General features: G+C 72.1%; 14 protein-coding genes. 7 read left to right on the top strand and 7 right to left on the bottom strand.

The annotated features are described in order from the left end of the window. The first annotated feature begins 51 nt into the window (after positions 1-51). Both ACH54P_RS16075 and ACH54P_RS16070 read left to right on the top strand, forming a co-directional pair. Complete coding sequence (locus tag ACH54P_RS16075) at positions 52-450, top strand: hypothetical protein (protein WP_489913459.1); 399 nt, start codon at positions 52-54, stop codon at positions 448-450. 10 nt (positions 451-460) lie between these two features. Further along, positions 461-805 carry a DUF3817 domain-containing protein gene (locus ACH54P_RS16070; protein WP_489913457.1) on the top strand — a complete coding sequence of 115 codons (345 nt, stop codon included), beginning with the start codon at positions 461-463 and terminating at the stop codon, positions 803-805. Here the strand turns inward: ACH54P_RS16070 and ACH54P_RS16065 are convergent. Next, entirely contained in the window at positions 783-2,204 is a 1,422-nt protein-coding gene (locus ACH54P_RS16065) for an MFS transporter (RefSeq protein ID WP_489913455.1), read from the bottom strand. The two genes, ACH54P_RS16070 and ACH54P_RS16065, sit on opposite strands and share 23 nt — an antisense overlap. 135 nt (positions 2,205-2,339) lie before the next feature. Between ACH54P_RS16065 and ACH54P_RS16060 the strand changes: the two genes are divergently transcribed. After that, the gene (locus ACH54P_RS16060; protein WP_489913453.1) at positions 2,340-2,906 is read left to right on the top strand and encodes a TetR/AcrR family transcriptional regulator; all 567 of its coding nucleotides are present in this window, start codon (positions 2,340-2,342) and stop codon (positions 2,904-2,906) included. An 18-nt stretch (positions 2,907-2,924) separates the two neighbouring features. Here the strand turns inward: ACH54P_RS16060 and ACH54P_RS16055 are convergent, their stop codons facing one another. Both ACH54P_RS16055 and ACH54P_RS16050 read right to left on the bottom strand, forming a co-directional pair. Then, a complete protein-coding gene (locus ACH54P_RS16055) occupies positions 2,925-4,514 on the bottom strand; it encodes a solute symporter family protein (RefSeq protein ID WP_489913451.1) in 1,590 nt (529 codons plus the stop codon). Continuing rightward, entirely contained in the window at positions 4,511-4,957 is a 447-nt protein-coding gene (locus ACH54P_RS16050) for a DUF485 domain-containing protein (RefSeq protein ID WP_489913449.1), read from the bottom strand. Before ACH54P_RS16050 ends, ACH54P_RS16055 begins: the two co-directional genes overlap by 4 nt. A gap of 1,001 nt (positions 4,958-5,958) precedes the next feature. On the opposite strand from ACH54P_RS16050, the gene ACH54P_RS16045 reads away from it, so the two are divergent. From ACH54P_RS16045 to ACH54P_RS16030, 4 genes are read left to right on the top strand one after another with little or no spacing between them, the layout of a single operon-like run. After that, positions 5,959-9,897 (top strand): sensor histidine kinase, encoded by a 3,939-nt coding sequence (locus tag ACH54P_RS16045; RefSeq protein ID WP_489916460.1) that lies wholly within the window; start codon positions 5,959-5,961, stop codon positions 9,895-9,897. Then, positions 9,894-10,346: a roadblock/LC7 domain-containing protein gene (locus tag ACH54P_RS16040; RefSeq protein WP_004561253.1), complete on the top strand. Its 453-nt coding sequence runs from the start codon at positions 9,894-9,896 to the stop codon at positions 10,344-10,346. Before ACH54P_RS16045 ends, ACH54P_RS16040 begins: the two co-directional genes overlap by 4 nt. 7 nt (positions 10,347-10,353) lie before the next feature. Further along, complete coding sequence (locus tag ACH54P_RS16035) at positions 10,354-11,073, top strand: DUF742 domain-containing protein (RefSeq protein WP_489913447.1); 720 nt, start codon at positions 10,354-10,356, stop codon at positions 11,071-11,073. Positions 11,074-11,101: 28 nt separating this feature from the next. Beyond that, complete coding sequence (locus tag ACH54P_RS16030) at positions 11,102-11,665, top strand: GTP-binding protein (protein WP_489913445.1); 564 nt, start codon at positions 11,102-11,104, stop codon at positions 11,663-11,665. On the opposite strand, the gene ACH54P_RS16025 is transcribed toward ACH54P_RS16030, so the two are convergent. Genes ACH54P_RS16025 through ACH54P_RS16010 form a run of 4 tightly spaced genes read right to left on the bottom strand, consistent with a single transcriptional unit; the run spans position 11,604 to position 13,497 of the window. Beyond that, positions 11,604-12,068, bottom strand: coding sequence for a dihydrofolate reductase family protein (locus tag ACH54P_RS16025; RefSeq protein WP_489913443.1), 465 nt, complete (start codon positions 12,066-12,068; stop codon positions 11,604-11,606). The two genes, ACH54P_RS16030 and ACH54P_RS16025, sit on opposite strands and share 62 nt — an antisense overlap. 13 nt (positions 12,069-12,081) lie before the next feature. Further along, positions 12,082-12,726, bottom strand: a complete 645-nt coding sequence (locus tag ACH54P_RS16020) for a DUF899 domain-containing protein (RefSeq protein ID WP_489913441.1) — start codon at positions 12,724-12,726, stop codon at positions 12,082-12,084. Continuing rightward, complete coding sequence (locus ACH54P_RS16015) at positions 12,723-13,163, bottom strand: SRPBCC family protein (protein ID WP_489913439.1); 441 nt, start codon at positions 13,161-13,163, stop codon at positions 12,723-12,725. Before ACH54P_RS16015 ends, ACH54P_RS16020 begins: the two co-directional genes overlap by 4 nt. Then, the gene (locus ACH54P_RS16010; protein WP_489913437.1) at positions 13,156-13,497 is read right to left on the bottom strand and encodes an ArsR/SmtB family transcription factor; all 342 of its coding nucleotides are present in this window, start codon (positions 13,495-13,497) and stop codon (positions 13,156-13,158) included. The genes ACH54P_RS16015 and ACH54P_RS16010 overlap by 8 nt, the downstream gene beginning before the upstream one ends. Positions 13,498-13,526 lie beyond the last annotated feature (29 nt).

Raw genomic sequence — 13,526 nt, 5'->3', positions numbered from 1 at the left:
ACACACCTGGGGCAGCGTCGCTTCTCAGCCGCCCAGTGCTAGCGTCGGAGCGTGCCAGCTTCCCCTCCACCGGCCGCGTCCCCCTGGGGGCGGCGGATCGCGATCGTCGCGACTTGCCTGGTGAGCCTGCTCGTCTGCTGCGGGCTCGCCTGGTGGCAGTGGGACCGCTTCACCTCGGCGAACGGCACCTTCCAGAACCTCGGCTACGTCCTGCAGTGGCCGCTGTTCGGGCTCTTCCCCGCCTTCATGTTCTACCGGATCCGCAAACTCCGGCAAAAAGCCGAAGCAGAAGGAACCGACGCAGGAGCCGGAGCACAAGAGCCCGTCGCCGAGGTGCCCGCTCCCCGTCCCCGTCCCGATGTTCAACCCACGGACGAGGACGAGGAGCTGGCCGCGTACAACCGTTACCTGCGCGAGCTGAACGCCCGCGACCAGCAGGCCGCAGAGTGAGGACGACCGAATGAGCACCAGCACCGAAGGCGCCGCGCGGACCGCGGTGCCGCTCGCCGGCCCCCTGGTCCGGTTCCGCACCGCCGCCTACGTCACCGGTGTCGGCCTGCTCGGCCTGTGCTTCGTGATGGTGCTGCGGTACGGCTTCGACAACCCGACGCCGTCGGCCGTGTACTCGCCGATCCACGGTGTGCTGTACATGATCTACCTGGTGCTCACCATCGACCTGGCCATCAAGGCCCGCTGGTCGATCAAGGGCACCGTGCTCGTGCTGCTGGCCGGCTGCGTCCCGTTCGTCTCGTTCCTCGTCGAGCGCCGGGTGACGCACAAGGTCAAGGCCGGGCAGAAGCTGTAGAGCGGAACGTCAGCGCCACCAGGAACGTGCCCGCCGCGAACACCGCGGCCGTCGCGAACGCCGCCGTCATGCCGTCGACGACGAGCTGAGCTCCCGCCGCGCCCGACGAGCGCGTCACCGAGCCGAACACCGTGACCAGCACGGCCAGCCCCAGTGTGCTGCCGACCTGCTGCATCGTCTGCAGCACACCGCCCGCCGCGCCCGCGTCCTCGTTCGGCACCGTGGCCATCACGATCACGTTGAGCGGCGCGAACGCCAGCCCGCCGCCGAGGCCCATCAGCACCAGGGGCCCCAGCAGTGCGGGGAAGTAGGCGCTGGTGGTCGTCAGCATCGCCAGCCAGCCGACGCCCGCGAGCATCAGCAGCGTGCCGGTGACCGCCAGCGGCTTCGGGCCGTAGCGGGGGAGCAGCCGCGGCACGAGCCGGCTCATGGTGAAGATCAGCGCCGCCATCGGGAGGAAGGCGAACCCGGTGGCCAGCGCGGCGAAGTGCCGGATGTCCTGCATGAACTGCGTCAGGAAGAAGAACATCGACATCATCGCCATCGGGCCGAGGAAGAAGTTGACGTAGGCCGCGCTGCGGTTGCGGTCGGCGAACAGCCGCAGCGGGACCAGCGGCAGAGCCGTGCGGGCTTCGATGGCGACGAACCCGGTCAGCAGGACCAGGCCGGCGGCGAGCGAGCCGAGCGTCACCGGGTTGCCCCAGCCGTCGGACGCGGCGTGCGTGAAGGCGAACACGAGCGCCCCGACGCCGAGGGTGCCGGTGACCGCGCCGGGCAGGTCGAGGTGCGCGCGACGGCGTGGCGGCTCGGGCACGAAGCGCGGGGCGAGCAGGACGATCGCCAGGCCGAACGGGACGTTGATGAACAGCGCGGCGCGCCACGAGATCCATTCGGTGAGCAGGCCGCCGACGATCAGGCCGATCGCGAAGCCGCCGCTGGACATCGCCGAGAACAGCGACAGCGCCCGGACGCGGGCCTTGGCCTCGGTGAACGTCGTCGTGACCAGCGCCAGCGTGCTCGGACCCGCCATGGCGGCGCCGACGCCCTGCAGGACGCGGGCGGTGATGAGCAGGGCGGCCGAGTCGGCGAGGCCGCCGGCCAGCGACGCGATGGTGAACACGGCGGTGCCCACGACGAACATGCGGCGCCGCCCGAACAGGTCGCCTGCCCGGCCGCCGAGCAGCAGCAGGCCGCCGAAGACGAGGCTGTACGCCGTCATCACCCAGGACAGGCCGGTGGCGGAAAACCCCAGGTCGGACTGGATCCGGGGGAGCGCGACGTTCATCACGGTCGCGTCGAGGATGAGCATGAGCTGGCAGGTCAGGATGATCGCGAGGACCAGCCCGCTGCGGCGGGGTGGCGCCGGCGCGAGCGCGCGGTCGACCGTTTGTTGCGACAAGGGATACTCCCCCATGGAGTAAGAGAAGAAGCGGAGATGTTCTCCGCTTGGGTGCGATCCGATAATATGGAGAGCGTCTCCGGATGCGCAAGTGAATTCGGAGAGTTTCTCCGGTTAAGTGGCGAGGAGGCCGGGATGCCGGGTGCGGACTCGGAGCGTCCGATGCGCGCGGACGCGAGGCGCAACTACGAACGCATCGTCGAGACGGCGAAGGACCTCTTCACCACGCAGGGCGCCGACGTGCCGCTGGACGACATCGCCAAGACGGCCGGGGTCGGCGCCGGCACCCTGTACCGGCACTTCCCGACCCGCGAGAAGCTCTTCGAAGCGGTCTACCGCGACGAGATCGCGGTGCTCGCCGACCGCGCGTTCGTGCTGCACGACGAACTGCCGCCGTGGGAAGCGCTCGAGGCGTGGCTGCGTGCGCAGGTCACCTGGGTCGTCGAGCGGCACAAGCTAGCGACGATCCTCAAGGAGTCCATCGACTCCGGCTCGGAGACGTTCCAGTACTGCCAGAAACGGCTCCGCGAAGCGACGGGACTGCTCGTCGAGACGGCGCAGGAAGCCGGGCTGGTCCGGCCGGACGTCGTCGGCGCGGACGTGCTGCGCCTCGGCCACGGTGCCGGGATGGCGGTGCGCAACTGCAGCCCGGAGGACGGCAGGCGGGTGTTCACCGTGATCCTGGACGGCCTGCGCGCGTGACGCAGGCCGTCCGGGAGCTCAGCTGCCGATGCCGGTCAGCGACCGGACCTCCATCTCGGCCTGCTTCTCGGCGTCGGCCTTCGGCCGGCCCACGAGGGTTCCGACGAACCCGCACAGGAACGAGAACGGGATCGACACCAGGCCCGGGTTCTTCAGCGGGAACCAGGCGAAGTCGACGCCCTTGAAGATCGCGTCCGGCGCACCCGAGACGACCGGCGAGAAGAGCACGAGCAGCAGGCACGCGATCAGGCCGCCGTAGATGCCCCACAGCGTGCCCGTCGTGTTGAACCGCTTCCAGAACAGCGAGTACAGCAGCGTCGACAGGTTCGCCGACGCCGCCACCGCGAACGCCAGTGCCACCAGGAACGCGATGTTCTGCCCGTTCGCCAGCACGCCACCGACGATCGCCAGCGCCCCGACCGCGATCGCGGTCAGCCGCGCCACCCGGACCTCGTCCGCCGGCTCCGCCTTGCCGTGCTTGAAGATGTTCGCGTACACGTCGTGAGCGAACGAGGCCGACGCGGTGATCGTCAACCCCGCCACCACCGCGAGGATCGTCGCGAACGCCACCGCCGCGACGATGCCGAGCAGCAGCGTCCCGCCGACGTGCAGGGCCAGCAGCGGCGCCGCCGAGTTCTCCCCGCCCGGCGCGGCCTTGATCTCGTCCGCACCGACCAGCGCGGCCGCGCCGAAGCCGATGACCAGGGTGCACAGGTAGAACACGAACATGCACGCCGTCGCCCAGACGACCGAGCGGCGGGCTTCCCGCGAGTTCGGCACCGTGTAGAAGCGCATCAGCACGTGCGGCAGCGCCGCCGCGCCGAGCACCAGCGCCAAGGCCAGCGACACGAAGTCGAGCTTGGTCGTGTCGTCCTTGCCGTACGAGCCGCCCGGTTCCAGGAGCTTGTCGCCGAGCGGGCTGTTCTCGGCCGCCGAGGAGAGCAGGTTCGAGAAGGAGAAGCCGAACTTGCCGAAGAGGAACACGGTGAGCAGCGCGCCGCACAGCAGCAGGATCGTCGCCTTGATGATCTGCACCCACGTGGTGCCCTTCATCCCGCCGACCAGCACGTACAGCACCATGACCAGCCCGACGACGCCGATCACCAGCGCCTGGCCGAGCTTGGAGTGCACGTTGAGCAGCAGCGCGACCAGGCCGCCCGCGCCCGCCATCTGCGCCAGCATGTAGAAGAACGAGATCACCAGCGTCGACGTCGCCGCCGCCGCGCGGACCGGGCGCTGCTTCATCCGGAAGCTCAGCACGTCGCCCATCGTGAACCGGCCGGTGTTGCGCAGCAGCTCGGCGATGAGCAGCAGGTCCACCAGCCAGGCGACGAGGAACCCGATCGAGTAGAGGAACCCGTCGTACCCGTGGATCGCGATCGCGCCGGCGATGCCGAGGAACGACGCCGCCGACAGGAAGTCCCCGGACAGGGCGATGCCGTTCTGGCGCCCGGTGAACGCGCTGCCCGCGGCGTAGTAGTCCGCCGTCGACGAGTTCCGGGAGCTGGCGCGGTAGACGACGTACAGCGTGATCGCCACGAACAGGGCGAACACGGCCGTGTTGACGATCGGGTCGCTGGCGGGCACGCCCGCGGCGAGCGCCGTCACCGTCGCGTCCCGTCCGGCAGGCCCGCGCGGGCCCGCAGCTCGGCGACCCGCGGGTCGACCTGGCGGCGCGCGTAGCGCAGGTAGAGCCAGGTGACCAGCGCGGTGCTGGCGAACTGGCCGATCCCGAGCACGATGCCGACGTTGACCTGGCCGAACACCTTGCGGCTCATGAAGTCGTGGGCGTAGGCCGCCAGCAGCACATACGTCATGTACCAGGCGAAGAACGCGAAGGCCATCGGGAAGACGAACGCGCGGAACCGGCGGCGCAGCGCGACGAACTCGCGGCTGGCCTGGATCGCGGGGTAGTCGGGACCGGTGCGGGGGACGGACGGGCGGTGCGGGCGGTACTGGCCGTCGGACGGGCGGTCCCCGGTGAACAGGGCCGGCAGCCGGCCGGTCTCCTCCTGGGCGTTGCCCGTCGCGGGGCGCGCGACGTCGTACATGGTGCCTCCGGCAGAGTGCCTCCGTGGCGGCGGGGCTCCGGGCGCCTGCGGGCAGGCGCCGGGCCGCCCTTGCGAGCTGCGAGGCGCACATCGTAACTAGGCCGTTCGGCCGACCGGCAGGGCGGCCGGGCCTTGATCGGGCGGCCGGACGGCGGTATTCGGTTTCCTGTCGAAAACATCGAATGGACGAACGCGGCGAGAAGACGGGCGGACCACCCGTAATGATGAAAAGAATTGTGACGCGACGTTGTCGCGTCCGGCGTGCACTGCGGCGAACGGGGTAATCGTGCCAGACGCGCGTGACAACTCGTCACGCGGGGTAGCCGGGATGACTCCCCGTAGCGCCGGAGAGGGTCGCCCGGCACGGGGCTCCGGGGGAAGATCCACTGGTCGAGGCTGGGTCTCGAAAGAAATCACCAGGTCGGGGCATGGCGGCGCGGAACGCCACAACATCGGGCACATCTTGAGACTTGACCCACCCGATGGGGGTACGGAGTGTAGATCGTCCGAGGTATGCTGCTGCCCTGTGTGGGCTAATCGGGTGACGGCCGGATGCCTGTACACCCCTCGTCCGGTAACCGGAATTCCCCCTTCGGGGGCCGCGGGGTGGAATGCTCCGGCTCGCAAACTGCTTTTCGCAGGTCAGCGCCCGAGCGGGGAACACAATTGACCGCCCCGGACCCGGGGGTACGATTCTTTGGCCCAGCTGACCCCAGCGATCGATTGGCACCGATTAAGTTGATCTCGACCACCGTGCACATCGCAAGTTGCGCCGTGCACGTGCAGAGTCCCGGGCACGGGACGCCGGGGCGGTGCCTGCCCGGCGACGGGCGCGCGGTCGGCAGGGCGGCCGGGGACGAGCGAGGGCGCCCGGGAAGCGGCAGGGTGGGGACGGCACGGTCGTCCGACCGCCCGCCGCGAGCCGGGACGCCGCGCCGCCGACGCGGATCCATGACGCCGGACAGGGAGTCACTTACGTGACCGTTGCAGGAGAAGGTCAGGTGCCCGTCGGGGAGCTGCTCGGCCGAGCGCCCCGGCGGTCGAAGGGGAAGGCCGCGTGGCGCGCCCTCGTGCGGTGGCGCGACTGGAGCCTGCCCGTCAAGCTTTCGGCCGTCACGGTCGTGCCCATCGTCCTCGCGCTGGTGCTCGGCGTCGCGACGATCGCCGCCCAGGTCGGCCGCTCGGACGAGTACCAGCGGCTCGACCGGCTCGTCGCGCTCGGCGGCCAGGTGCGCGCGCTCACCGGCGCGCTGCAGCAGGAGCGGACGGTCACCGCGGCGATGCTCACCGAGGGCACCGTCGGCGGCACCCCCGAACTGACCGCGGCCCGCCGGGCGACGGACGCCGCGGTCGGCCCGTTCACCGCCGCCCAGGCCCGCGCGGGCGAGGCCGAGCCCGGTGTGGCCGGTGCCGCGGGCGCCGCCACCGCGCAGGTCAATAACCTCGGCTTCCTGCGCCGCCAGATCGACGGCGGCCAGCTCGACCCGGCCCAGGCCGTCACCGCTTACTCCGGGATCACCGGTTCGCTCCTCAGCCTCGACACCGCCGCGACCGCGGGCGCGGGCGACGGCACCCTCGGCGGCACGCCCGCCGGGCTGCACGAGCTCCTCGTCGCCGGCGAGCAGGTGTCGCTCAGCCAGGCGATGGTCTCCTACGGCATCGCCCGCGCCACGCTGACGCCGAGCGAGCTGGCCACGCTGCGGGCCGCCGAGCTGCGGCTCGCCGACCGGCTCGTCGACTTCCGGTCCGCGGCGGGCGACACGCTGCAGCGCGACTTCGCGGCGATCGCCGAAGGCGCGCGGGCGCAGAGCCGGGCCCGGATGGTCGAGTCCGTCCTGAACGCGCAGGGCGACACGGTGGACGACGCCTTCCGCAAGCTGTCGGCCGCCGACTGGAACGCCGCCTCCACCGCGATGCGCACGCAGATCGGCCAGGTCGCCGACCGGCTCGGCGCGTCGGCGTCGGCGAGGTCGGCGGAGCTGGTCGACGAGGCCAGCAGCGGCGCCGGCCTGCTCGCGGTGCTGCTGTTCGCCGCGATGGTGCTCGCCGTCGCGGTCGTCTTCCTCATCACCCGCCAGCTGCTGCGCTCGCTGAAGGTGCTGCGGCGCAGCGCCCTCGACGTCGCCGAGACCGCGCTGCCGGAGGCGGTCCGCAACATCCAGGAGGGCCGCGCGCAGGGCACCGACGTCCGCCCGGTCCCGGTGCTGACCGACGACGAGGTCGGCGAGGTGGCGCGGGCCTTCGACAAGGTGCACCACCAGGCGCTGCGGCTGGCGACCGAGCAGGCCGCGATGCGCACCGGCTACGGCAGCGTCTTCGTCAACCTCTCGCGGCGCAGCCAGAGCCTGGTCCAGCGGCAGCTGCAGCTGATCGAGCAGCTCGAGCGGGACGAGGAAGACGCCGACCAGCTGGCGACGCTGTTCCAGCTCGACCACCTCGCCACCCGGATGCGGCGCAACAACGAGAACCTGATGGTGCTCTCGGGCGCCGAGCCGGGCCGTCGGTCCGGGAAGCCGGTCGGCACCACCGACATGCTGCGCGCGGCCGTCTCGGAGATCGAGCAGTACCAGCGGGTCCAGGTGCAGCCGCCGCCCCCGGCCCGGATCGTCGGCTACGCCGCGAGCGACCTGATGCGCCTGGTCGCCGAGCTGCTGGACAACGCCACGGCGTTCTCCGCGCCGGAGACGTCGGTGACCGTGGCGTCGCGGCTGGGCGAGGACGGCTCGCTCAACATCGACATCCTCGACAAGGGCATCGGCATGAACGCGGCCGAGGTCGCCGAGGCGAACACCCGGCTGACCGAGGCCGGGTCGGTCGACCTGGTGACGTCGCGCCGGATGGGCCTGTTCGTCGTCGGCCGGCTGGCCAGCCGGCACCGGATCGGGGTGTCGCTGCACGGCGGCAAGGACATCGTCGGCGTCCGCGCCACCGTCGTGGTCCCGCCGGACCTGGTGATGCCGGTGACCGACGGCCCGGCGACCGGCCCGATCGGCGCCCTGCAGCAGCACCCGGCGAGCCCGGCGGCGGGCAACCAGCTGCCGCGCCGCCCGGTCAACGGCAACTCCCGCCCGCGGCCCGTGGTGCCCCCGCAGCCGGCGATGGGGGAGGAGCGGTGGCCGTCGGCGAGCGACCTCGCCGGGCTGTCCAACGGGCACGGCCCCGCCGCGGCGCGCCCGCCGTCGGACCTGGAGATCTCCGGGACGGCGCTGTTCGCCCCCATCCCGAAGGACGACGACGTCCCGCCGCCGCGCCCGACGCTGCCCGCGGTGCTCCCGCTGCCGCAGCCGGAGCAGCCGCCGCGGGCCGGCGACCTCCCGGCGGGCAAGGACCTGTTCTCCGCCAACGAAACGACGCTCAGCGACTGGTGGCGGCAGGCGACCGCCGCGGCCGACCCGGCCGCGGCCCCGGCGCCCGCCCCGGTCCCGGTCGCGGCTCCTGCACCTGCCCCTTCGCCGGATCGGTCCGAGACGACGCCGATCTTCGACGAGATGCTGTCGGCGTGGTTCCGCGAGGACAAGCCCGCCGAGAAGCCGTCCGCCGAGGAGCCTGCGGAAGACTCGGAGACGCCGGCCGCCGAGCCGCAGGAGCGGCGCAGCTGGGACTTCGCGAGCGACGAGAACTGGCGCACGGTCCAGGCGGTGACGCAGGCCGAGCCGACGGCGTTCACCGACGCCGGCCTCCCGCGCCGCCGCCGGGGTGAGCAGCTCCTGCCGGGCAGCGCGGTCCCGCCCGCGGCGGCCCCGAAGCCGGCCCCGGCCCGGCCCGAGCTGCCGGTCCGCGACCCCGCGGACATCCGCGGCCGGCTCAGCAGCTTCCAGCAGGGCGTGACCCGAGGGCGGCAGCAGGCCCGCCAGGCCGCGGCGAACCCGCAGGCCTTCGGGCAGCCGGGTGCGCCGCAGGGTGGGTCGCAGCCGAACGTCTTCGAGCCGGGAGGGGCCGAGGCCGGTTCGCAGTCGGGATCGCTGGAGTCGGCCCCGACGGCTGGTTCGCAGTCGGGATCGTTGGAGGCGGCTCCGGCGTCCGGTGCGCAGTCAGGGTCCCTGGAAGCCGCCCCGGCGGCCGGTGCGCGGCCGAACGTCTTCCAGCCGGGGCAGCCCGCGCCGGGTGCCGAGGCCGGTGCGCAGCCGACGGTCTCCCAGCCGGAGGAGCGGCCTGCGGCCGGCTCGCAGGCGGGCGCTCTGCCCCAGCCGAGTGGCTTGCCGAAACGAGGGCAGCAGGCTCCCGCAGCGGGTGCCCTGCCGCGGCGGGGCCGCCAGACCCCTGTGGACGGTGCGCAGTCCGGTGCTCTGCCCCAGCCGGAGCAGGCCCCGGCAGGCACAGCGCAGGCGAACGGCCTGCCCCAGCCGGGACAGGCCCCGGCGGGCGCAGCCCAGGCGAACGGTCTCCCACAGCCGGCCCAGCAGGCCCCTGAAGGCGGCACCCCGGCGGGCGGCCAGCAGGCTCCCGCAGCCGCACCGAACCCCCTCCAGCAAGCCCAGCCCGGCGACCAGGCCTCCCAGCCCCGGGAACCCGCGCCGCCGACCGTCTTCCAGGAATCCGGTCAGCTCCCCCTGAACGGCCGCCCGGCCGGCCCGCCCTCGTCGCTGCCGAGCCGCAGGTCGGCGGCCCCGGAAACCCCCGCGCCGCGGCAGGAAGAGGCCGCCGTCGAGGCGACCGCCGAGTGGAACTTCGGGACCGATGACGGCTGGCGCGCGGTGCAAGCGGTGTCCCAGTCGACACCCTCCACATTCACTTCGGCAGGATTGCCCCGGCGCCGTCGCGGGGAGCAGCTGCTTCCGGGCAGCGCCGGACCGCCCACCGGGGCCACGGCCCCCCGACCACAACGGGACGCACACGACGTGCGCGGCCGCCTGCGGAGTTTCCAGCAGGGCATCGAGCGCGGACGCCACCGCACCGCACAGGCGGCCGAGACCAACCACGAGACACTGGAGGGTGAATGACCTCGCCGAGTAGCGCTCAGCCGACGCAGAATCAGTTCGGCTGGCTGGTCAACGACTTCGCGGAGCGGGTGCCGGGTGTGGCGCACGCCGTGGTCGTCTCGGCGGACGGGCTGCTGCTGACCGCGTCGAACCGGCTCCCGCTCGACCGGGCCGACCAGCTCGCCGCGGTCGCCTCCGGCCTGGTCAGCCTCACCCAGGGCGCCGCCCGCTGCTTCGAAGCCGGCGCGGTCAACGAGACCGTCGTCGAGATGGAGCTGGGGATCATGGTGCTGATGTCGATCAGCGACGGCTCCTGCCTGGCCGTGCTCGCCGCCCCGAACTGCGACATCGGCCAGGTCGCCTACGAGATGACGATGCTCGTCGACCGGGTCGGTCAGATCCTGACCCCGGAGCTGCGCGCCCAGCTCCAGGGCTCTGGGGGGTCGCTGATCGGCGAACCGGTGGGATGATGGCGCGATGAGCACGGGGTCCGGATCTTTCGGTGAGCCACCGGAGGCGGCGAACAGCGCCTCCCACGCAGGGGACGACGGCACGTTCGCCGACGTCCTCAACGGGTTCACCCTGGATTCCGGCCGTGCCCGCCGGAAGCGCAAGAAGAGCAAGGAGTCCCCGCCACCCCCGGCCGCCGGTGCACACGCGGCCGCGGAACCGCCGGCGTCCGCGCCGTCGGCCGACCAAGGAGATCGTGTGACCTCTTTAGTCTCTCCACCCGGCAGTACCGACGCGGACGGCCCCAGACCTGGTGGGCTGTTCGACCCGGGACCGCCCAGCGGCGAGTTCGTGATGCCCGCGGTGTTCGAACAGCCGCCCGCGCCGGAGGACCTGACGGCGATCGTCCGGCCCTACGCGCTGACCGGCGGCCGCACCCGGGCCAACTACGCCCTGGAGCTGGAGACACTGATCTCCGCCAAGGACTACGCTGCCACCGGTGGCTTCCCCGAAGTGGCCGCGGAGCAGATCGAGTGCATCTCGATCATGGAAGAGTGCCGGACCCCCCGTTCGGTCGCCGAGATCGTGTCGGCGCTGAGGGTGCCTCTGGGCGTGGCCCGGGTGCTGATCAGCGACGCGGCGGACGCGGGGCTGGTCACGGTGCACAAGACGATTACGGGCAATGACGGCGCCGAGGCACATCTGGTGTTGATGGAAAGGGTTTTGAGTGGACTCCGTCGGCTTTAAGGCACCGCGGGACACCGCGCCCCCGACCATGACATCCGCCAAGATCGTGGTGGCTGGCGGTTTCGGTGCGGGGAAGACGACCTTCGTCGGGTCGGTGTCCGAGATCGTGCCGCTCACCACCGAGGCGATGATGACCGACGCCAGCGTCGGCGTCGACAACCTCGACCAGACCCCGAACAAGACCACGACCACCGTGGCGATGGACTTCGGCCGGGTGTCGCTGGACGCGGACCTGATCCTCTACCTCTTCGGCACGCCGGGGCAGCAGCGGTTCTGGTTCATGTGGGACGACCTCGTCCGCGGCGCGATCGGCGCGGTGGTGCTGGCCGACACGCGCCGGCTGGCCGACTCGTTCGCGCCGATCGACTTCTTCGAGGACCGGGGACTGCCGTACATCGTCGGCATCAACACGTTCGACGGCGTGCTCGAGCACGACATCAACGATGTCCGCGAAGCGCTGTCGATCGACCCGAACATCCCGATCGTCCGCTGTGACGCCCGGGACCGCGAGTCGACGAAGCAGACGCTGATCACGCTGGTCGAGTACGCCATGCGGCAGTGGATCGCGCTGCGGGCGGCCAACGCGCGCTGACGCCGTGAGGGCCCGGGGGCGCCCCGGGCCCGGTGCCGCCCGTGCACGCGCGGCGGAAGCGCAGCAGCACGACGCGTCCGTCGAAGGTGCGCGACTCGGCCCGTTCGAGGCCGAGCCGCGCGGTCCCCTCGGCGAACGGGCGCTTGCCGCCGCCGAGGACGACCGGGTGCACGAACACCTGGTACTCGTCGATCAGGCCGCGCGCGGTCAGCTCGGCGGCCGGCTCCGCGCCGCCCATGAGCAGCAGGTCCTTGCCCGGCTCGGCCTTCAGGGACGCCACCGTTGCGCCGAGGTCGCCGCCGACGGCGCGGCTGTTCCCGTCCGCCTTCTCCAGCGTCCGCGAGAACACGACCTTCGGCGTCTCCCGCCAGACGGGCGCGAAGGCGAGCCGCCGGCCGGACACGGCGGCGAAAATTTCAGTACTCGTCGTGGCGGCGCCACCAGGAGCTCGGCGCGTCGTCGCCGCGGCTCTCCTCCTCCCACGCCTCCTGCCGGCCCAGCGGCGTGACGTCGAGGTACCGGTGCGAGGACAGGAACATCTCCCCGCCCCGGCCGGAGGTGAAGTACGTGCGGTAGACGTCGTCGCCGTCGCGGAGGAACACGCTCACGCCGAAGCCCGCACCGACGCCGCAGTCCTCGGTGAAGCCGCTGCCGTGCGCGGACACCCACGGCACGTCCCAGCCCATCCGCGTCCGGTACCGCTCGATCTCCTCGAGCGTCGCGGGCGCGACGACCTTGAGCGTGACGTCCCGGGCGTGCAGGTGCGCCAGGTGCGGCAGGTTGTCGACAACCAGCGAACAGCCGGGGCAGCCCGCTTCGTCGCCGGGGTGCAGCATGAAGTGGTAGACGATCAGCTGGCGGCGGCCGTCGAACAGGTCGAGCAGGCCGACCGGCCCGTCCTGGCTCGCGAAGCGGTAGTCCGTCGCGAAGCGGACCATCGGCAGCCGCCGCCGCTCGGCGGCGAGGTGGTCGGCCGCCTTCATGTGTGCCTTCTCCTTGACCAGCAGCGCGTCGCGCGCGGCCTGCCATTCCGCCGGCGAGACGATCTCGGGCAGGGTCATCGCTCTTCCTTTCCGTGGAGGTGCCCGGCCAGGCGCTCGAAGCACTCGGTCCAGCCGGTGTGGTGGCCGTCGCGGTCGTCGGTGGTGGGGAAGCCGGTCTGGCTGAACGTCATCTCGGTCTTGCCGCCCCGGTCGGCGAGGTCGACGGTCACGAGCGTCTCCGTCCGCAGGTCGCCCTCGGTCTCCCAGGCGAAGCCGAAGACGATCCGCGCCGGCGGGTCGAGTTCGCGGTAGACGCCGCGCATCCAGTGCTCGTCGCCGCCGGGGGAGGTGATGCACGCCCGCCAGACGCCGCCGGGCCGGGCGTCGACGGTCGCCGCGGACCCGGTGAACCCCTTCGGGCCGAGCCAGCGGGTCAGCTGGTCGGGATCGGTCCACGCGCGGTAGACGAGCTCGCGCGGCGCGTCGAGGAGCCGGGTGATCCTCAGGTCAGGCATCGCCGTTCCCTTGCAGTTCGCGCAGGTGCTCCTCGAGGCGGTCGAACCCGTCGTCCCAGAACCGGCGGTAGGTCGCCACCCAGCCCGCGACGTCCGCCAGGGGTTTCGCGTCCAGCCGGCAGGGGCGCCACTGGCGGGTGCGGCCGCGGGTGATCAACCCGGCCTGTTCCAGCACCTTCAGGTGCCGCGAAACGGCGGGCAGGGTCATCGGGAACGGCTCGGCGAGCTCGTTCACCGTCGCCTCGCCGGTCGACAGGCGGGCGAGGATCGCGCGCCGGGTGGGGTCGGCGAGGGCCGCGAACGTGCGGCTCAAGTCATCCGTGGCAGTCGTCATTTCAGCACCTTGTTAATTAACGAGTGCGT

The sequence above is a fragment of the Amycolatopsis sp. N2S4-7 genome (genome assembly GCF_058119595.1).
Note: the sequence above shows the minus strand (reverse complement) of the source record. Positions and strands in the feature narration are given on the sequence as shown.